Here is an 18,323-nt window from a genome sequence, read left to right as displayed (position 1 = left end):
CCCGCTCCTGACCAGGGGTGTCTCAGCAGGGCGGGGCTCGACTACGTGATGGGAAAGTCGAAGTAGGTGTCCGGGTAGGGCTCGCTTCTCAGTGTGTAGTGCCACCATTCGTGGTCGTACCGGTCGAATCCGCAGTCCTCCATGACGGAGCAGAGATATCGACGGTTTCTCGCCTCGGTCGGGGTGATACCGGTCGCTCCGTGGTGGGAGATCGGATCCATCAGATCGTGGTCGCCGCCCATGGGGGCGAGTTCACCGGTGGCCAGGTGGTAGAGCGTCAGGTCGACGGTGCTGCCCCGGCTGTGGCCCGACCGAGCGGCCACATAGCCCATCTCGAACATCTCGGGTCGGTCGAGGTTCGGATAGTGCCGTGGCTTCGTCCGGCCGTCCTCCGGCTGTGCCGCCCAGCGGAGAAAGCAGTCGACGGCGCGTTGCGGGCGGTAACCGTCCCAGAGGAGCAGGCCGAAACCGAGGGAACCGGCCTCTTGCCGGGCTTTTTCCAGGGCCGCGCACAACGCCTTCGTGCCGACGATCCGGTTGGCCGTGTATCCGTCCACCGGTTTTCCGGTGAAGTTGTTCCAGGTGGCGTACTTGGCGTCCCAGCGTATTCCGGGGAGCATCTCGTCCACGAAGACGAAGCCGTCCTTCATCGGGTCTTCCCCGCCAGTGCCGCCGACACGACCCGGTCGATCACCTCGGCGAGCGGCAGTCCGGCGGCCGCCATCATTCTCGGGTAACGGCTGTAGGAGGTCAGGCCGGGCAGGGTGTTGACCTCGTTGAGGACCACGGTTCCGTCGTCCTTGAGGAACAGGTCCACGCGGGACAGCCCGCGGCACCCCAGCGCGCGGTACACGGCCTTCGCCGTCTCCTGGACCAGCGAGCGCGACTGTGCCGGGATGTCGGCGGGCACGACGGGGGTCGAGTTCTCGGAGCCGCTCTCGGGCTCGTGCTCCTGGTGGATCCTGAAGAAGCCGTGGGACAGGGAGATGCGGTCGACCTCTCCCGCGAGGAGATCGGGAGCGTTCCCGAGGACGGCACAGCCGACCTCGCTGCCGACGACGGACCCTTCGATCAGCACCTTGTCGTCGTACTGCCGGGCGGTTTCCACGGCGCTCACCAGCTCGTCCTTGCAGGACACCTTGGTGACGCCGAAGGAGGACCCGGAGCGGGCCGGCTTCACGAAGACGGGATAGGCGAGGTCTCCGGGGTCGGGGATCTCGCCCGCCGTGACGGCCCGGAAATCCGGCGTCGCGACGCCCGCGGCACCGGCGACGGTGTAGGTGAGGGACTTGTCCATGCAAAGGGCGGAGCTCTGGACGTCGCAGCCTGCGTAGGGGATGCCGGAGAGCTCCAGCAGGCCCTGCATCGCGCCGTCCTCGCCGAACCTGCCGTGCAGCACGGGCAGGACGAGGTCCAGGCCGATCTCCTCGTACCGCCCCCGCTCCAGGACGAGCAGTCCGCGGACGCCCCGGTCCGGTGACAGCACGGCCGGCCGGCCACCGCCGTTCTCCCAGTCCGCGCCGGGGCCGTCGCAGAGCCTCCAGGCGCCGGACCGCGTGATCCCGATCCAGAACGGTTCGTATTTCTCGGTGTCGAGGTTTTTCGCGACCTCTCGCGCGGACTTGACGGAGACGGGGTGTTCCTCGGAAGTTCCCCCGAATATGACCCCGATCCTCAGCCTATCCATGCTGCTCCCCGCTTTCGAATTCCAGGCAGTTGACGAGACTGTTCTCGACGGTGTCGCTCAGGGCGTGGTCCGTGTAATAGGCGGTGTGCGGACTGATGAGCACATTCGGCAGCCGGTGCAGTCGCAGCAGCGTCGCGTTCTCGACGGGTCTGTTCCGGCGGTCGGTGTAGAACACGCCTTCCTCCCCTTCGACGACGTCCAGCGCCGCGCCGCCCAGCCGGCCGCTTTCCAGTGCCGGTACGAGGGCCTCGGTGTCGAGGAGCGATCCGCGTCCGGTGTTCACGACGAACGCGCCGTTCTTCATCTGTGCGATGCGTCGGCGGTCCAGGAGATGGTGGGTGTCCGCGTTGAGCGTGGTGTGGAGGGTGACGATGTCGCTCAGCCGCAGGAGTTCGTCGAGCGGTACGTGACCGGCGGCGGCCTCGGGGCGGCTGCCGGAGGCGAGTACGCGGCAGCCGAAACCCCGTAGCCGTTCCATGACCGCCGTACCGATACGTCCTGTTCCGACCACACCGACGGTCAGATCGCGGAGTTCCCTCCCGCGTACGTCGCCCAGCCGGTAGTCGTGCGCGTCGGCACGGCGGATGACGGATCTCGCGTGGCGCACCGCCATCAGCATGAGCATCAGCGTGTAGTCGGCCACGCTGTCGGGTGAATAGGAGACGTTCCCGACGGTGAGGCCGACGCGCTCCGCGTAGGCCACGTCGATGTGGTTGCGCCCGATGCTCCGGGTGGAGATGTACTCCACACCGGCCCGGCCGAGTGCGAGCAGCGTGGGATTCGTGACGCGGGTCTTGTGACCGACGCTGATGCAGCGGTTCCCGACGGCCAGTTCGACGGTGGCCTCGGAGACCGCCGCCTCGGTGATGGTCGGCAGCACACCGAATCGGGGTGCCAGCTCCCGGAACAGGACGGCCTCGTCCCGGCCGCAGCCGTAGACGGTGATTCCCGTGGTGGTCGGGACCGTGGAAGGGGACGACGACGCCTGCGCATACGGGCTCATCGCGCGCGCCGCCGCATGTAGAGGTCGAAGGCCCGGTAGACCAGCGGGCGCAGCGGCAGGTCCCATTCGCCGACGTACCGCACGGCCCGGCCGCCGGTGCCGACCTTGAACTGGATCAGCCCGAGGTGCGGGTCGTCGGCGTCCAGGGTGGGGGTGATGCCGCGCAGGTCGTAGACGTCGCAGCCGGCCGCCAGTGAGTCGCGGATCATCGCCCACTGGCAGGCGTTGGAGCCGCGCACCTCGCGCTTCCCGGTGGCGGAGGCGCCGTAGGAGTAGCAGGCGTGGGTGCCGACGCGGACCAGGACGGCGGCGGCGACCAGGTCGCCCCGGTGGCGGGCCAGGTAGAGCCTGATGCGTTCGGGGTCCTCGGCGGCCAGTTCCGCGAACATGGTCTCGAAGTAGCGCAGCGGCCGGGGGGTGAAGCGGTCGCGCTCGGCGGTGTGGACGTAGAGGTCGTGGAAGGCCTTCAGGTCTTCGCCTGCCGTGGCCTCGCCGGTCGTGACCTCGACGCCCGCCCTGGCCGCCTTTCTGAGGTTGCGGCGCCAGAGCTGGTTCATGCCGCCGAGCAGTTCGCCCTCGGTCCGGCCGGTCAGCGGGAGCTCGTACTTGAACTGCGGATGCCCGACCCCGAAGCCGTCCTCGGGGCTCCGCGGCAGCCAGCCGGTGTCCCTGAGCCGGCCGGCGACGCGGGCGCCGACCGGGTCGGCCCACTGGCCGGTGAGGTCGGTGAGCCGGCCGATGCCCGGGTCGGCGATGCCCTCCTTGACCTGGGCGGCGCTCCAGGTGTGCGTGGGCACCGGCGGGCCGAGCCGGATCGCGAACGCGCCGTGGGCCTTGAGGTGCGCGGCGAGCGGGTCGAGCCAGGCGGTGAGGTCGCCGGTCCAGTCGATGACCGGGCCCTCGGGCAGATAGGCGAGCGTGTAGCGTTCGAGGCGCGGCACCGGGCGGTGCAGGACGAGCCCGGCGCCGACCAGCCGCCGGCCGTCGTACCAGCCGAGGGACTCGCTGCGCCATTCGGTCTTGACGCGGCCCCAGGCCGGGGTCTGGAGGAAGCTGACCGACCGCTGTGTCCGCACGAACGCCAGGTGCTCGGCCGGGCCGATCGGCGCCACGGTCGGTGCCGGCCGCCCGGCCGGTGTGAAGGCGGGTTCGCTGGAGGGCATGGCGCCAGCCAACGCGGCGGGGTGTTGCCGACGCGTATGCGGTTTTCGATATGCCGACGATACGGTCCGGCTCGTAGCCTGACCGTCATGCGCGTGCTGATTGTCGAGGACGAGCCCTACCTGGCAGAGGCCATCCGCACCGGCCTGCGTCTGGAGGCGATCGCCGCCGACATCGCGGGGGACGGCGACACCGCTCTGGAACTGCTGGGCGTCAACTCCTACGACATCGCCGTCCTCGACCGGGACATCCCCGGACCCTCGGGGGACGAGATCGCCGCCCGCATCGTCGCCTCCGGCAGCGGCATGCCGATCCTCATGCTCACCGCGGCCGACCGGATCGACGACAAGGCCTCGGGCTTCGAACTCGGCGCCGACGACTACCTCACGAAACCCTTCGAGCTGCGGGAGCTCGCGCTCAGGCTCCGGGCACTGGACCGCCGGCGGGCCCACAACAGGCCGCCCGTGCGGGAGATCGCGGGTCTGCGGCTGGACACGTTCCGCAGAGAGGTCTACCGGGACGGCCGCTATGTCGCGCTGACCAGGAAGCAGTTCGCGGTGCTGGAGGTCCTGGTCGCCGCCGAGGGCGGTGTCGTCAGCGCCGAGGAACTCCTGGAGCGCGCCTGGGACGAGAACGCCGACCCGTTCACCAACGCCGTCCGGATCACCGTCTCGGCGCTGCGCAAACGGCTCGGGGAACCGTGGCTGATCACCACGGTGCCGGGCGTCGGCTACCGCATCGACACGCCGCCCGAGCGGCCCAAGGGATCCGAGGGACCTGAGGTATCCGAGGGAGAGGACCGTGGATAGGGCCCCCGGGCTGAGCGTGCGGGTCAAACTCACCCTCAGCTACGCCGGATTCCTCATGCTGGCCGGTGTCCTGGTGCTCGCGGCCACCTGGGTGTTCCTGAACAGGGTGCCGCACCCCGGGCTCCTCTTCGAGCCCGACTACCGCTACGCCATCGTGCGCGCCTTCGCCCCGACCGCCGCCGTGGTGCTGGCGTTCCTGCTGGTGTTCGGTCTGGTGGGCGGGTGGATTCTCGCCGACCGCATGCTCGCCCCGCTGACCCGCATCACGGACGCCACCCGCCTGGCCACCGACGGATCGCTCGCGCACCGGATCCGGCTGCCGGGCCGCAGGGACGAGTTCCGCGAACTGGCCGACGCCTTCGACACGATGCTCGCCCGGCTGGAGGCGCACGTCGCCGAACAGCGGAGATTCGCGGCCAACGCCTCGCACGAGCTGCGCACCCCGCTGGCCGTCTCCAAGACCCTGCTCGACGTGGCCCGCTCCGACCCGGCGTGCGACACCGGCGAGGTCATCGACCGCCTGCACGCCGTCAACACCCGGGCGATCGGCCTCACCGAGGCGCTGCTCCTGCTGAGCCGCGCCGACCAGCGGTCCTTCACCCGGGAACACGTCGACCTGTCCCTCCTGGCGGAGGAGGCCACCGAGACGCTCCTGCCCCTCGCGGAGAAGCACGGTGTCACCGTCGAGACCGGCGGCGAGGTCGCGCCCACGACCGGATCACCGGCGCTGCTGCTGCAGCTGACCATGAACCTGGTGCACAACGCGATCGTCCACAACCTGCCCGGCGAGGGCACCGTGTGGGTGCGTACCGGCGTCGGCCCCGCCGGGACCGTGGTGCTCACCGTCGAGAACACCGGCGAGCGGCTCCGCCCGCAGCTGGTCTCGACCCTCACCGAACCGTTCCAGCGGGGCACCGAGCGCGTCCACACCGATCACGCGGGTGTCGGTCTCGGCCTGGCGATCGTGAAGACCATCACCGAGGCCCATGACGGAACACTGGCGCTCGTGCCGCGCCCCGCCGGCGGGATCCGCGTCACCGTGGAACTGCCCGCCGGGCGGGCGGAGCTCGGGACATGAAGCCGCGGCTCGGCGCGGGCTGCGGGTGGCTCTCGGTCTGCTGCCAGTCGCGCTGGCCGAGGACGACCCCGGGGTCGAACATCACGATCGCCGCCGCCAGGACCAGGGCCGCGACCGGGCCGGCCAGCATGACCAGCAGGAAGGCCAGCAGGCTCGTCGAGGACTGGCCGCCGGACTGCATCTGGAACGGGGACGACGACAACGCCCGCCGGGGAAGCGGGTGCGAGGGGACGGGGGTGGGACAACGGGGAGGACGAACAGGATGAAAGGGGAGTTAACGGGCGGCCGAAACAAGTCATTTGGCCGATTCCTTCACCATTCAAACACAACTTGAGCGCACCGTGTCCACACCTGTACCGCTCGCGACCGAACCGCACTATCGACTGTGCTGACGGCATGTGCCCTATCCGGGCGTCACCAGCCGTGCCTCGTACGCGAACACCGCCGCCTGGGTGCGGTCCCTGAGGCCGAGTTTCACCAGGATCCGGCTGACATGGGTCTTGATCGTCGACTCGGCCACCACCAGGCGCTCGGCCATCTCGGCGTTGGAGAGGCCCTGGGCGATCAGGATCAGGACCTCCGTCTCACGGTCGGTGAGGTCGCCGTAGGCCGCGTGCGCCGTGGGCATCAGCCGGGGCGTGCCGGAGAGTTTGGAGAACTCCGTGATCAGGCGCCGGGTGACCGAGGGGGCCAGGAGCGCCTCGCCCGCCGCCACCACCCGCACCCCGTCGGCGAGCTGGCGGGCCGAGGCGTCCTTGAGGAGGAAACCGGAGGCTCCCGCGCGCAGCGCCTGGTAGACGTACTCGTCGAGGTCGAAGGTGGTGAGCACCAGCACCTTCGCCGCGCTGTCGGCGGCCACGATCTCCCGGGTCGCCTCGATGCCGTTCACCTCGGGCATGCGGATGTCCATCAGGACCACATCGGGGGCCAGTTCACGCACCCGGTCCACCGCCTCACGGCCGTTGACCGCCTCGCCGACGACCTCGATGTCCGGCATCGCGTTCAGCAGGACCGAGAAGCCCTCGCGCACCATCATCTGGTCGTCCGCGATCAGTACCCGGATCGTCATGCGTCACCTTCGGTGCGGGCGGCGACGGGAAGGAACACCGTCACCTCGTAGCCTCCCTCGGACGTCGGGGCCGCCGTCATCTCGCCGTTCAGCATCGAGACCCGCTCGCGCATCCCCGTGATGCCGTGACCGGCGCCCGGCGACGGTTTGAGCAGGGCGGGCCTGGGCGGGGCGCCGTTGACTATCCGCAGGCCCAGACCGCCGAGAACATAGCCGATCTCCACCCGGGCCGACGCCCCCGGCGCGTGGCGCAGCGTGTTGCTCAGCGTCTCCTGGACGATCCGGTACGCCGACAGCTCCACGCCCTGCGGGAGTTCGCGGACCGCGCCGGTCACCACCTTCTCCACGGTCAGGCCCGCCTCCCGCACATTGGCGAGCAGGGCGTCCAGATCGGCGAGGGTGGGCTGCGGGGCGTCCGGGGCCTCGTAGTCCTCGGCGCGGACGACGCCCAGCACGCGGCGCAGCTCGGTGAGCGCGGCCACCGCGTTCTCCCGGATGGTGACGAACGCCTTCTCCAGCTCCGGCGGCGGGTTCTCGACGCGGTACGGGGCCGCCTCCGCCTGGATCGCCACCACCGACATGTGATGGGCCACCACATCGTGCAGCTCTCGGGCGATCGTCGTGCGCTCCTCCAGGAGGGTGCGCCTGGAACGCTCCTGCGCGGTCTCCGTCTGCTGGGCGGTCACCGTCTCCTCCGCCTCCCGGCGGATCTGCCGCACGGAGACGGTCAGCAGGACTATCGCGGAGACGACCGTCATCGGGCCGACGTTGTCGCTGTAGTGGCCCCCGCCGAAGGCCGAGACGGCCAGGAAGCCGTAGAGCGCGGTGATCGCCCACATCCAGGCCGCCGTGCGCGGGCGGGTGCGGACGGCGACGACCGTGAGCACCACCAGGTGGGAGATGAAGTTGCCCGACGACCAGGGCCATTCGCCCCAGCCACTGCCCAGCAGGTTGCCGACCCAGGCCGCGACGAGGGACAGCCAGAAGGCGGCGACCGGACGCGCCAGCGTCAGCAGGACGGGGGCCAGCGCGAACAGGCCGGACAGCAGGGCCGTGAACTCCCCCCGCGGGCTGTCCGTGGCGGCGGCCAGGAGCGCCACCCCGCCGGCCGCGGCCACCACGAGGTGCGGGGCCCAGACCGCGTACTCCCGCAGCCGGCCGGGGAACCGGCGGACGAACCGGCTGTCGGCGCTCAGCGGGGGCAACGGGCGGTAGGCGAAGGCGTCGTGGAACAGGTCCTGCCGCAGCCTGCCCAGGGCGTCCAGCGCCGCCCGGAACTCCGGGCTGCGCGGCTTGTACGGCTCGAACGCGTCGTCCGGCTGCTCCGGCGGCATCGGCTGCGTGTGGGTCGTCTCGGTCACGTACACGACCGTAGGCGGAGGCGGGGGTCGCCGTCGTCACCAGTGAGAAGGGTCCTCCGGCATCCTTCTCAGGTACTACGGGGCCGAGCCGGAGGGCCGGACCAGACCCGACTCGTACGCGAACACCGCCGCCTGGGTACGGTCCCGCAGGCCCAGCTTCACCAGGATCCGGCCCACATGCGTCTTCACGGTCTGCTCGGCGACGACCAGCCGCTCGGCGATCTCCGCGTTCGACAGGCCCTGGGCGATCAGCGCGAGGACCTCCGTCTCCCGCTCGGTCAGATCGGCGACGCGGGACTTCAGCGGGGCGCGCACCCCGCCGCCGTCCAGCTGCGAGAACTGGGCGATCAGCCGCCGGGTGACGCCGGGCGCGAGCAGCGCGTCACCGGCCGCCACCACCCGCACCGCCTCCGCCAGTTTGTCCGCCGACGCGTCCTTGAGCAGGAACCCGGACGCACCGGCCCGCAGCGCCTCGTACACGTACTCGTCGAGGTCGAAGGTGGTCAGCACCAGCACCTTGATGTGCGGGCGCTCCCCGACGATGCGGCGGGTGGCCTCGATACCGCCCAGCTCGGGCATGCGGATGTCCATGAGGACGACGTCCGGGGTGAGTTCGGCGACCTGGACCACCGCGTCCAGCCCGTCCACCGCCTGGCCGACCACCTCGATACCGGGCTGGGCGTTGAGCAGCACGGTGAAGCCCTGGCGGACCATCTGCTGGTCGTCGGCGATGACCACCCGGATGGGGCTGCTGCCACTGCTGCTGCTCGTCATGCGCGGTCGTCCTTCGGGTCGGGGCGAGGGGCCGGCTTCGGGTCGGGGCGAGGGGCCGGGGCAAGGGGCCGGCTGTGGGTGGTGCCGGCGCCGGGACCGGCGGCCGGGAGCTCCGCGAAGACCCGGAAGCCGCCGTCCGCCCCGGGTCCCGCCGTCAGTGAGCCACCGAGCATCGCGGTCCGCTCCCGCATGCCGAGCAGTCCGTGCCCGGCGCCCGGCGACGGCGGCGCGGGCCGGGTGGGCCGGGAGTTCGCGACGGACACCAGCAGCCCGTAGGGGATGTACTCGATCTCGACATGGGCGGTGGCGCCCGGCGCGTGCCGCAGGACGTTGCTCAGTGCCTCCTGCACGATCCGGTACGCCGACAGCTCCACGCCCGACTGCATCGGGCGCCGCTCGCCGTTGATCCGGACGGTGACCGTCAGACCGGCCGCCCTGGTGTTCTCGACCAGCGTGTCCAGCCGGTCCAGGGTGGGCTGCGGGCTGTGCGGGCCGGTGCCGGTGTCGTCGGGCGCGTCCTCGTCGGGGCCCTCCGAACGCAGCACGCCCAGCACCCTGCGCAGTTCGGTCAGCGCCTCCAGCGCGTTGTGCCGGATGCCGTCGAGGTTCTCCCGGAGCTCGTCCGAGGGGTTGTCCACAAGGTGTGGAGCGACCTGGGCCTGGATCGAGATGACCGACATGTGGTGGGCGACCACGTCGTGCAGCTCGCGGGCGATCCGGCTGCGCTCCTCCAGGAGGGTGCGCCGGGCCCGCTCCTCCTCGGTGAGCGAGGCCTGCCGGCCGAGTTCCGCGCGCGCCTCGCGGCGGCCGCGCAGCGCCGTGCCGAGCGCCACGACGAACGCCGACAGGACGACGGTCACCACCGAGGTGGACTGGTGCGGGGGCGCGCCCCAGACGCCGTCGAGGACCCAGGTGAGCAGCACGGTCAGGGCCAGTGCCTCGACGGCCGCCCGGGCGCGGACCCGCAGCGCGAGCAGCAGCAGGACCAGCAGGTGCGTGATGATCCCGGCCGTGGTCCAGGGCCAGGTGAAGAGGACCCCCGTCACCATGCCCAGCCGGCCGTGCAGCGCCAGGGCGCCCACCAGCGTGGCCGCCATCGACATCCACCACGCCGGGACGGGCCGCCACATCGCGAGGACCACGGCGCCGCCCTGCGCGAACCCGAGCAGAAAGGAGAGGCCGAGGCCCAGATGCCCGTTGTCCCGGAGCTGCGCGATACCGCCGAGCGTGGTGCCGAACGCCGCCAGGCACAGCACGCCGTGCGGCAGCCAGCGCAGCCATACGGAGGGGGGCAGCGGGTCGAGGCGGGTGGTGCACAGGTCGGCGCGGAGTATCCGCAGCCAGCGCAGCACCCGGCCGGTCCACTCCGCCCGGCGGCTCCCCGTCTCCGTCACAGCGATCAGCCTAGACATGACGGGCTCCCGTCGGTGTCGCCCGATCGGACGAGCCGGACGAGCTCGACGGGCCGGACGTGCGGGACGAGCGGTGGGTGCGGACGACGTGCGAGCGGATCCGGGGGCGGCGCCGGGTGCCGGGGCGCTCGTACGTGTGGAACGCCGCCCAGCAGACGGTGAGCGTCAGGGCGAACACCGGGAGCCAGAGCAGACGGGCCGCCACCCAGCCGAGGTGGTCGGGGGGTGTGTGGAGGCCGGGCAGGTGCCCGAGCAGGAGGCCGGTGGCCGTGGTCGCCATCAGGGCGGTCTGGTGCCAGAGGAAGATCGTCATCGCGGAGAGGTTCACGAAGGCCACCGCCGCCCAGAGCAGGGGGCGGCGCATCGCCCGGCGCAGCCGGGCCCGCAGGAGCAGGGCGAGGCCGCACTGGGCCAGGCCGAAGGTGACGGCGGCCAGGGTGGGCGGGTCGAGGTTGGAGACGGACGCGCCGGGGACGCCGACCATCGAGGCCGGGTAGCCCGCGAAGCCCACGAGCCCGGCCGTCGCCGCCGTACCGCCGACGAGCAGCACCCAGCCCGCGCGCGGGCGGTCCAGTTCGCCGCGGGTCCAGGCGGCGCCGAGGGTGTACGGCACCAGCCAGCCCGCCGCGAGGTTCACCCAGCCGAGGCCGGGCGGGGCGCCGAAGCCGAAACGGAGCAGGTCCACATGGAGGACGACGGCCAGCGGCCACAGCGGGTTGAGCCGGGCGACGAGCGGGGTCGCCGCCGTCAGCGCCGCGAACACCACGAGGAACCAGAGGGGGGACAGGGCGAGTTTGGCGAGGGTGCGCACGGTGGCGAAGTCGGTGCCGGAGAGGAGGAGGGCGGCGGTCGCGACCGTCCACAGGGTGAGGAGGGCGGCCACCGGCTTGAAGAGGCGGGACAGCCGGGTCGTCAGCCAGCGGTGGTACGGGGTGCCCTTCGCCTGGGCGGACGTGTAGCTGCGGGTGGCCACCTGGCCGCCGACCAGGAAGAACACGGCCAGGGTCTGGAACGCCCAGGAGATCGGGGCCAGCCGGGGCAGGTGCTGCAGGGGGCTGCTGGTGTGCAGGTCGCCGCCGTCCGCCACCAGCGCCGTGACCAGCCAGTGGCCGAGGACCACACCGAGGATGGCGAACGCGCGCAGGGCGTCGACGGCACGGTCGCGGTCGGGTGGGGTGGTGGCGTCGAGGTGGCGGGCGAGGTGCCGCGCTCGGTCGGGGAAGTGGCGTACGCGGTGCAGGAAGTGGCTGGTGCGGTGGGAGAAGCGGCTTATGGGCTGCGGGAAGTGGCTGGTGCGGTGAGGGAGGTGAAGGGGCGGTGGCTTACGCACGGGTGACCTCCGTTGTCTCGCCGAGGACGATCCGGGCGAGGTTGGCCAGGGAGGCCGAGCCCGGGGTGAAGTAGTCGCTGTGGCCGCCGGGGCCCGCCGCGAAGACGCGGGCGCCGAAGGAGGGGGAGACGGGGTCGGTGCCGAAGCCGACGGTGGTACCGAAGAGACCGACGCGCAGGTGCGGGACGTCGGCTATCCAGTCGCCGGCGCCCCGGGCCGCCCAGACGCGGGCCGAGGTGTGCAGCGCCGCGGCCGAGTGGGTACCGGTGCCGGGGCTGCCGACGAACGCGATGTCGGTGACGCCTGGACCGGAGAGGGCGGGCGCGGCGCGGGCGCAGACGACCGTGCCGTAGGAGTGGCAGAGGAGGGAGATCGCCGCCGGACCGGGGGCGGTGAGGGCGCGGAGTTCGCGGATGAACTCGCGGAGGTGCGGGGCCGCTTGGCCGGCCCGGCCCGGGGTGAGGACGGTGGTGCTGATGGTGGCGGGGGTCCGGTAGCCGAGCCAGGCGACGACCGCGGTGGGGGTGGTCCGGGGAGCCTCGTGGATGAGGCGCCGGTAGAGGGACTCCGCCGCGGTGTGGAAGCGGGCGTAGGTGTCGAGGGTGGTGTCCGAGCCGGGGACGAGGACGGCGACGCGGGTGGCGTGCGCCAGGTCGCCGAGGACCTCGGTGGCCTGGCCGGTGCCGCGGGCGTCGAAGTGGAGGAAGTGGCGGGTGGGGGACGCGAGGGCGCGGTCGGCGGCGGCGCGGGAGCGGTCGCCGTGGGCGGCGGCCATGCGGGCGGCTTCGGCGGCGTTCTCGCGGTTGGCCGTGTAGGCGGTGGTGAGGCTGGTCGGGGTGAGGGGGGTGGGGAGGACGGCGGGGGGTGGGGCGGGGATCTGGGGGCGGGTGGCCGCGGAGAGGGGGAGGACCACGGCGGCGGTGAGGAGGGCGGCGAGGGCGGTGCGGCGCCACCTTCGAGTGCGGCGAGTTGGGGGTGGGGGTGCCGGGTCAGCGAGGTCGGTGGCGCTGAGGGCCGGAATTTCGCTCGCCCGCGCTTGCGGGGTGCCTCCCCCACTCTCGGCTTCGCTCGAGCGGGGGGACCCCCATCGCCCATCCGTGCCGCCCCAGCGGCACGATTGCCCGCAGCTGCGGAACAGTTCCCCCGTCGTGAACCCCACGGCCGTCCCTCCCCGTTCAGTCCGCCCGGTCGTCGGGCTTGTCTGATCGGGAAGTTACGGAGCGGGGGGCGTCGTCCGCGTCACGCCAGGGAACTCATGTGGGACGTAGCTCTCAGGTACTACGGGTATCTGGGGGCTACCAGGCGAGCTGGGCGATCTCCTCCGCCACCACCGCGCAGGCATCGGCCGCCGGGTCGATGAGCGGGAAGTGGCCGACGTCCTCCAGCAGCGTCAGGCCGACCACCTCGCCCGCCTTCGCCGCCGCGTCCGCGTAGGACTCGGCGACCGCCTGCGGGACGATCAGGTCCGAGCGGCCCTGGACCAGGGTGGTGGCGATGCCGGTCGGGAGGAGGAGCGCGGGGTCGGCGTAGCGCTGGCGGTCGGTGAAGTGGTCGCTGCCGCCGAGGAGTTGGAGCGCCGCGTTGCCGCAGACGTCCAGCTTCTCGGCCATCGCGAAGTCCGCGATCGGGGCCAGGGCGACGACGCCTCGCAGCGGCGCCGGGCCGGAGGTGCGCCACGCGGCGTCCGCCGGGAGGACGTGCCGTGCCGCCGCCCAGAGCGCCAGGTGGCCGCCCGCCGAGTGGCCGGTGAGGACCGTGCGGCGCAGGTCGGCCTGGGGCAACGCCTCGCGGGCCAGGGCCGGCAGGGCGTCCAGGGCCGCGGCCACGTCGTCGAAGGTGTCCGGCCAGCGGCCCGCGACCGGCGCCGCACCGCCCTGCGCGGGCAGCTTCGCGCCGCGCCGGTACTCGACGTTGGCCACCGCGAAGCCGCGCCGGGCCAGGTAGTCGGCGAAGGGGGTGATGTGGGCGCGGTCGTACGGTGCGCGCCACGCGCCGCCGTGCAGGACCGCGACGAGCGGGACCGAGGGTTCGTCGGCGCGCGGCGCGTAGAAGTCGATCACCTGGTCGGGGTGGTCGCCGTACGCGGCCGTGGCGTCGGGCTCGACCTGCGGGTGCGAGAAGGCCGACTCCTCCTCTGCGGCGGCCCGGGCTGCTGCGGCGTCGTCGTCCGGCATGCTCCAACCTCTCAGCGACGATGGGGGCCCCTCCCAGGCTTTCGGCACTGGGGGAGTGTTGGCGGACCAGGTGGGGAATTCGGCCGTTGGCCGGGACGGTATCAGGCCGGTGACGTGCGGCGACACGTGGATGTCACGCACGGTGAGGATTGAACGGTTCTGTACCGTCCCGGCCCCCGCGCTGGGATCACCAAGTCGTCATGTCGCTAGTCGACGACCGCTCCCGCGACCGATCCCGCGGCCTCTCCCGCCACCTCCCCCAGCACCCGCGCCGCCCGCTCGACGTCGGCGAAACCGACGTAGAGCGGAGTGAAGCCGAAGCGGAGGACGTCGGGGTGGCGGAAGTCCCCGACCACGCCCCGCTCGATGAGCCGGCGCATCACGTCCCCGGCGTCGGCACAGCGCAGCGCGATCTGGCTGCCGCGCTCCTCGTGGGCCACCGGGGTCACGCACTCGACGCGGCCCGCGGGCAGGTACGCCTCGACGCACTCCAGGAAGAAGTCCGTCAGGGCCAGGGACTTGGCGCGCACGGCGGCCACCGGCACCCCGTCCCAGACCTCCAGCGCCGCCTCCAGGGCCAGCATGGAGAGGATGTCCGGGGTGCCGACGCGACCGCGCACCGCGCCCTCGGCCGGTTCGTACTCCGGCCGCATCCCGAAGGGCTCCGTGTGCGAGTTCCAGCCGGGGAGCGGGGAGTCGAACCGGTCCTGCAACCCCTGCCGCACATACAGGTACGCGGGTGAACCCGGGCCGCCGTTCAGGTACTTGTAGGTGCAGCCGACCGCCAGGTCGACCCCGTGCTCGTCGAGGCCGACGGGCAGCGCGCCCGCGCTGTGGCACAGGTCCCAGACGGATACGGCGCCGGCCGCGCGGATCGCGCCGGTGAGGGCGGGGAGATCGTGCAGCCGGCCCGTGCGGTAGTCGACGTGGTTGAGCAGGACGGCGGCGGTGCGGTCGCCCAGGGCGGCGGGCGCCTCCGCCGGGGTCACCGGTCGCAGCACGCACCCCGTCATCCGGGCCGCCGAGTCGGCGATGTAGCCGTCGGTGGGGAAGGTGGTCGCGTCGACGAGGATCTCGTCCCGGCCCTCCCCCGCGAGCCGTACCGCGCCCACCAGCGCCTTGAAGACGTTGACGCTGGTGGAGTCGCCGACCACGATCTGCCCGGCCGCCGCGCCGACCAGCGGGGCGATCCGGTCGCCGATCCGCTCCGGCGCGGTCCACCAGCCGCTCTCGTCCCAGGAGCGGATGCGCAGCTCGCCCCACTGCCGGCGGACGACGTCCTCGACCCGGCCGGGGACGTGCGCGGGCAGGGCGCCCAGCGAGTTGCCGTCCAGGTAGACGCCCGCGGCGTCAGCCGCATGATCGGACGCAGTGTCGAGGACGAAACGGGAGCGGAGGGAGGCGAGTTCGTCCGCGCCGTCCAGCTTCTCCGCCTTCAGGGTCAGCTCAGACATGGGACCTCGCCGTCCACAGCTCGGGGAACACGTTCTTGCGGGCGCGCTTCTCCAGCCAGGCGACGCCGGCCGAGCCGCCGGTGCCGGGCTTGGCGCCCATGGCGCGGCGGGTGGCGACCAGGTGGTCGTTGCGCCAGCGCCAGACGAGTTCGGCCACGTCGGTCAGCGCCTCGCCGAGGCGGGCGAGTTCGGTGTCGCCGTCGCCGGAGTAGACGGCGGTCCAGGCGGCCTCGACGGCGTCGGAAGGTGTATAGGGCAGTGAGATGTCACGTTCCACCGCCACCGCGTCCGGGATCGGATACCCCCGCCGCGCCAGCAGCCGCACCACCTCGTCGTACAGGCTCGGCTCCTGCATCGCCTTCTCCAGTTCCGCGTACACCCGCGGTGCCCCGCGGTGCGGGACGAGCATGGACGCGGACTTCTCGCCGAGCAGGAACTCCATCCGCCGGTACATCGCCGACTGGAAGCCGGAGCCCTCGCCGAGGGCGGACCGGTAGGAGTTGAACTGGGCGGGGGTGAGCTGGCCGAGCGGCTTCCAGGAGGCGTTCAGCGCCTCCAGCTCGCGGGTGGAACGCTTCAGCGCGGCGATCGCGGTGGGGATGTCGTCGGCGCGCAGCGCCGCCCCGGCGGTCTCCCACTCGTGGACGATGACGGTGAACCACAGCTCCATGACCTGGGTGGTGACCAGGAAGACCATCTCTCCGGGGTCGTCGGAGAGGGTGTGCTGGAGGTGGGTGAGCACGTCGGCCTTGACGTAGTCCTCGTACGGTGTCGTGCCGGCGAAGTCGAGATGCGGGGTCTCGGGCTCCGAAGCCGCGTAGGGCTGAGCCTGGTGGGACATCGCTGTCTCCTGTTGTACTCCGGGTAGCGGTCCGCCCCTGCCGATGCCGACACGGGGGCCCCGGTCCCCACCGGCATCTTCCGCAACGTAACCCGGATACGGCAAGGCCCGCCTGTTGCCAGACGGGCCACACCGCCGAACGGGCGGCCGGCCCAGGGTCTGCCGGCCCGGGGTCCGCTAGCCCAGGGTCTGGGCCGCGGTCGGCGAGGAGTCCTTCAGGAACTGCGAGCAGCGCTCGTACTCCTCCTGCTCGCCGATCGCCTGGGCGGCGCGGGCGAGGGCGTGCAGCGCGCGCAGGAAGCCGCGGTTGGGCTCGTGCTCCCAGGGGACGGGGCCGTGGCCCTTCCAGCCGTTGCGGCGCAGCGCGTCCAGTCCGCGGTGGTAGCCCGTACGGGCGTAGGCGTACGACTCGACGACCGAGCCGCGCTCGAACGCGTCGTCGGCGAGCTGGGCCCAGGCGAGCGAGGAGGTGGGGTACTTGGCGGCGACGTCCGCGGGGGCGGTGCCCTGCGCGAGGAGCTCGCGGGGGGCGGGTTCGTCGGGGAGGTGGGTCGGGGGCGGGCCGCCGAGGAGGTTCTCGTGAATGCTCATGGGTTCCAGTCTGGCGCACCCGGGCCCACGGCCACGGACCCAGGACCTCTGCGGCTCCGGCTACGGCCCTAGGTACGGCCCTCCGCCTCCAGCGGGGGTGTGGTGACGTTGCCGTGGCGGCGGCACTCCGGGCGTACGCAGCCCGGGGCCGGGCGGCGCACCAGGGCGAAGGCGAGGACGGCGCCCACGACCAGCACCCCGGCGCAGATCGGCATCGCCCGGTCGAACGCGGCGTCGAAGGCGTCGGCGGAGCGGTAGGCCTCCGGGCCCATCCCGGCGAGCAGCGGCAGTGCCGCGACCGCGAGGAGGCTCGCCGCGCGGGCCGCCGCGTTGTTGATGCCGCTGGCGATGCCGGCCCGGGCGGTGTCCACGGAGGCGAGGACGGAGGCGGTGAGGGGGGCCACCAGGACGACCATGCCGAGGCCCTGGACCAGGACCGCCGGGAGGATGTCCGTCAGGTAGTTCGCGTCCTTGCCCACCCGCAGCATCAGCAGCATCGCGGTGGCGCAGAGCAGCGGGCCGACCGTGAGGGGGATCCGGGGGCCGATGCGGTCGGCGAGGGCGCCCGAGCGGGCCGAGAAGAGCAGCATCAGGGCGGTGGTGGGGAGCAGGGCGGTGCCGGCGGCCAGCGCCGAGTAGCCCGCGACGACCTGGAGTTGCAGCGCGGTGAGGAAGAAGTAGCCGCCGAACGCTCCGTACACGCAGAGGGTGACCACGTTGAGCGCCGTGAACTGGCGGGACGCGAAGATGTCCAGTGGGAGCATCGGGTCCTGGCGGCGCTTCTCGACGTACACGAAGGCAACGCCTGCCGCGACGCCCGCCACGGCGAGCAGCCCCAGGGTCCCGGCCTCGATCAGCGCGTACGTCACCAGGCCGAGGGCGAGGGCGCCGAGGACCGCGCCGAGGACGTCGAAGCGGCCGTGGCTGCGTTCTCCCCCACTCTCCGAGCGGTAGGTACCCCCAGACGACTCCGGGACGTGGCGCAGGGCGACCGGGACGCAGAGCAGGGCCAGCGGGACGTTGAGGAGGAAGACCCAGCGCCAGCCGGGGCCGTCCACCAGCCAGCCGCCCAGGAACGGGCCGATCGCCGCGCCGATGCCGCCGAAGCCGGACCAGAGGCCGACCGCGCGGGCCCGGTCGTCGGGGTGGAAGGAGGCCTGGATGAGGGCGAGGGAGCCCGGGGTGAGGAGGGCGCCGCCGATGCCCTGGAGGGCGCGGGCGCCGATCAGTACGGCATCGGTCGGGGCGAGGCCGCACATCAGGGACGCGGCCGCGAACCAGACGACGCCGATCACGAAGACCTTCCGGCGGCCGTACTGGTCGCCGAGCGAGCCGCCGAGCAGGATCAGGCCGGCCAGGGTCAGCATGTACGCGTTGATCGTCCACTGGAGGGCGGACAGGCTCGCGTCCAGGTCGTCGCCGATGCGGGGCAGCGCCACGTTGACGACCGTGGAGTCCAGCAGCGCCATGCTGGAGCCGAGGACCGTGGTGAGGAGGATCCACTTGCCCTGGGCTGAGGCGATCCGGACGTCGGGCATGGTTCCAGGTATACAGCGGACCCGGCGCCGTAGACAGACGA

Annotated in this window: 18 protein-coding genes; 2 read left to right on the top strand and 16 right to left on the bottom strand. The window is 72.3% G+C overall.

Annotated elements, in window-relative coordinates; genetic code table 11:
- Positions 1-41: 41 nt before the first annotated feature.
- Genes vanX through ACFZDK_RS13080 form a run of 4 tightly spaced genes read right to left on the bottom strand, consistent with a single transcriptional unit; the run spans position 42 to position 3,853 of the window.
- A complete protein-coding gene (gene vanX / locus ACFZDK_RS13095; RefSeq protein ID WP_390972081.1) occupies positions 42-650 on the bottom strand; it encodes a D-Ala-D-Ala dipeptidase VanX in 609 nt (202 codons plus the stop codon).
- Positions 647-1,687, bottom strand: a complete 1,041-nt coding sequence (gene vanA / locus ACFZDK_RS13090; protein ID WP_390972080.1) for a D-alanine--(R)-lactate ligase — start codon at positions 1,685-1,687, stop codon at positions 647-649. The genes vanX and vanA overlap by 4 nt, the downstream gene beginning before the upstream one ends.
- Positions 1,680-2,690, bottom strand: coding sequence for an NAD(P)-dependent oxidoreductase (locus ACFZDK_RS13085; protein WP_390972079.1), 1,011 nt, complete (start codon positions 2,688-2,690; stop codon positions 1,680-1,682). The genes vanA and ACFZDK_RS13085 overlap by 8 nt, the downstream gene beginning before the upstream one ends.
- Positions 2,687-3,853 (bottom strand): peptidoglycan bridge formation glycyltransferase FemA/FemB family protein, encoded by a 1,167-nt coding sequence (locus ACFZDK_RS13080; RefSeq protein WP_390972078.1) that lies wholly within the window; start codon positions 3,851-3,853, stop codon positions 2,687-2,689. The genes ACFZDK_RS13085 and ACFZDK_RS13080 overlap by 4 nt, the downstream gene beginning before the upstream one ends.
- Positions 3,854-3,940: 87 nt before the next feature.
- Between ACFZDK_RS13080 and ACFZDK_RS13075 the strand changes: the two genes are divergently transcribed.
- Together ACFZDK_RS13075 and ACFZDK_RS13070 are read left to right on the top strand one after the other, a co-directional pair.
- Positions 3,941-4,660, top strand: coding sequence for a response regulator (locus tag ACFZDK_RS13075; protein WP_390972077.1), 720 nt, complete (start codon positions 3,941-3,943; stop codon positions 4,658-4,660).
- A complete protein-coding gene (locus ACFZDK_RS13070; RefSeq protein ID WP_390972076.1) occupies positions 4,653-5,738 on the top strand; it encodes an ATP-binding protein in 1,086 nt (361 codons plus the stop codon). The genes ACFZDK_RS13075 and ACFZDK_RS13070 overlap by 8 nt, the downstream gene beginning before the upstream one ends.
- On the opposite strand, the gene ACFZDK_RS13065 is transcribed toward ACFZDK_RS13070, so the two are convergent.
- The 12 genes from ACFZDK_RS13065 to ACFZDK_RS13010 form a co-directional block, all read right to left on the bottom strand.
- Entirely contained in the window at positions 5,695-5,940 is a 246-nt protein-coding gene (locus ACFZDK_RS13065; protein ID WP_390972075.1) for a hypothetical protein, read from the bottom strand. The genes ACFZDK_RS13070 and ACFZDK_RS13065 overlap by 44 nt on opposite strands.
- Before the next feature lie 201 nt (positions 5,941-6,141).
- The gene (locus ACFZDK_RS13060) at positions 6,142-6,807 is read right to left on the bottom strand and encodes a response regulator transcription factor (protein WP_355712749.1); all 666 of its coding nucleotides are present in this window, start codon (positions 6,805-6,807) and stop codon (positions 6,142-6,144) included.
- On the bottom strand, positions 6,804-8,168 hold the full coding sequence (locus tag ACFZDK_RS13055; protein WP_390972074.1) for a histidine kinase: 1,365 nt from the start codon (positions 8,166-8,168) through the stop codon (positions 6,804-6,806). Before ACFZDK_RS13055 ends, ACFZDK_RS13060 begins: the two co-directional genes overlap by 4 nt.
- A 75-nt stretch (positions 8,169-8,243) precedes the next feature.
- On the bottom strand, positions 8,244-8,942 hold the full coding sequence (locus ACFZDK_RS13050) for a response regulator transcription factor (protein WP_355712753.1): 699 nt from the start codon (positions 8,940-8,942) through the stop codon (positions 8,244-8,246).
- Entirely contained in the window at positions 8,939-10,354 is a 1,416-nt protein-coding gene (locus ACFZDK_RS13045; RefSeq protein ID WP_390972073.1) for a histidine kinase, read from the bottom strand. Before ACFZDK_RS13045 ends, ACFZDK_RS13050 begins: the two co-directional genes overlap by 4 nt.
- Positions 10,347-11,594 (bottom strand): acyltransferase family protein, encoded by a 1,248-nt coding sequence (locus ACFZDK_RS13040; RefSeq protein ID WP_390972518.1) that lies wholly within the window; start codon positions 11,592-11,594, stop codon positions 10,347-10,349. The genes ACFZDK_RS13045 and ACFZDK_RS13040 overlap by 8 nt, the downstream gene beginning before the upstream one ends.
- An 82-nt stretch (positions 11,595-11,676) precedes the next feature.
- Positions 11,677-12,705 (bottom strand): alpha/beta hydrolase, encoded by a 1,029-nt coding sequence (locus tag ACFZDK_RS13035; protein ID WP_390972516.1) that lies wholly within the window; start codon positions 12,703-12,705, stop codon positions 11,677-11,679.
- Positions 12,706-12,979: 274 nt separating this feature from the next.
- On the bottom strand, positions 12,980-13,858 hold the full coding sequence (locus tag ACFZDK_RS13030; protein ID WP_390972072.1) for an alpha/beta fold hydrolase: 879 nt from the start codon (positions 13,856-13,858) through the stop codon (positions 12,980-12,982).
- 206 nt (positions 13,859-14,064) lie between these two features.
- Positions 14,065-15,312 (bottom strand): kynureninase, encoded by a 1,248-nt coding sequence (gene kynU, locus ACFZDK_RS13025; RefSeq protein WP_390972071.1) that lies wholly within the window; start codon positions 15,310-15,312, stop codon positions 14,065-14,067.
- The gene (locus ACFZDK_RS13020; protein ID WP_390972070.1) at positions 15,305-16,153 is read right to left on the bottom strand and encodes a tryptophan 2,3-dioxygenase family protein; all 849 of its coding nucleotides are present in this window, start codon (positions 16,151-16,153) and stop codon (positions 15,305-15,307) included. The genes kynU and ACFZDK_RS13020 overlap by 8 nt, the downstream gene beginning before the upstream one ends.
- A 177-nt stretch (positions 16,154-16,330) precedes the next feature.
- Entirely contained in the window at positions 16,331-16,744 is a 414-nt protein-coding gene (locus tag ACFZDK_RS13015; RefSeq protein ID WP_390972069.1) for a DUF3151 family protein, read from the bottom strand.
- Between the two features lie 68 nt (positions 16,745-16,812).
- Positions 16,813-18,282 (bottom strand): DHA2 family efflux MFS transporter permease subunit, encoded by a 1,470-nt coding sequence (locus tag ACFZDK_RS13010; protein WP_390972068.1) that lies wholly within the window; start codon positions 18,280-18,282, stop codon positions 16,813-16,815.
- Positions 18,283-18,323 lie beyond the last annotated feature (41 nt).

The organism is Streptomyces sp. NPDC007901 (genome assembly GCF_042959465.1).
Taxonomy (GTDB): Bacteria; Actinomycetota; Actinomycetes; order Streptomycetales; family Streptomycetaceae; genus Streptomyces.
This window is presented reverse-complemented; position numbering and strand designations above follow the sequence as displayed.

What these genes read in the sequence shown, in the direction of transcription:
- vanX (WP_390972081.1), bottom strand. Translation starts at nt 650, where the DNA reads ATGAAGGACGGCTTCGTCTTCGTGGACGAGATGCTCCCCGGAATACGC.
- vanA (WP_390972080.1), bottom strand. Translation starts at nt 1,687, where the DNA reads ATGGATAGGCTGAGGATCGGGGTCATATTCGGGGGAACTTCCGAGGAA.
- ACFZDK_RS13085 (WP_390972079.1), bottom strand. Translation starts at nt 2,690, where the DNA reads ATGAGCCCGTATGCGCAGGCGTCGTCGTCCCCTTCCACGGTCCCGACC.
- ACFZDK_RS13080 (WP_390972078.1), bottom strand. Translation starts at nt 3,853, where the DNA reads ATGCCCTCCAGCGAACCCGCCTTCACACCGGCCGGGCGGCCGGCACCG.
- ACFZDK_RS13075 (WP_390972077.1), top strand. Translation starts at nt 3,941, where the DNA reads ATGCGCGTGCTGATTGTCGAGGACGAGCCCTACCTGGCAGAGGCCATC.
- ACFZDK_RS13060 (WP_355712749.1), bottom strand. Translation starts at nt 6,807, where the DNA reads ATGACGATCCGGGTACTGATCGCGGACGACCAGATGATGGTGCGCGAG.
- ACFZDK_RS13050 (WP_355712753.1), bottom strand. Translation starts at nt 8,942, where the DNA reads ATGACGAGCAGCAGCAGTGGCAGCAGCCCCATCCGGGTGGTCATCGCC.
- ACFZDK_RS13045 (WP_390972073.1), bottom strand. Translation starts at nt 10,354, where the DNA reads ATGTCTAGGCTGATCGCTGTGACGGAGACGGGGAGCCGCCGGGCGGAG.
- ACFZDK_RS13030 (WP_390972072.1), bottom strand. Translation starts at nt 13,858, where the DNA reads ATGCCGGACGACGACGCCGCAGCAGCCCGGGCCGCCGCAGAGGAGGAG.
- kynU (WP_390972071.1), bottom strand. Translation starts at nt 15,312, where the DNA reads ATGTCTGAGCTGACCCTGAAGGCGGAGAAGCTGGACGGCGCGGACGAA.
- ACFZDK_RS13020 (WP_390972070.1), bottom strand. Translation starts at nt 16,153, where the DNA reads ATGTCCCACCAGGCTCAGCCCTACGCGGCTTCGGAGCCCGAGACCCCG.
- ACFZDK_RS13015 (WP_390972069.1), bottom strand. Translation starts at nt 16,744, where the DNA reads ATGAGCATTCACGAGAACCTCCTCGGCGGCCCGCCCCCGACCCACCTC.
- ACFZDK_RS13010 (WP_390972068.1), bottom strand. Translation starts at nt 18,282, where the DNA reads ATGCCCGACGTCCGGATCGCCTCAGCCCAGGGCAAGTGGATCCTCCTC.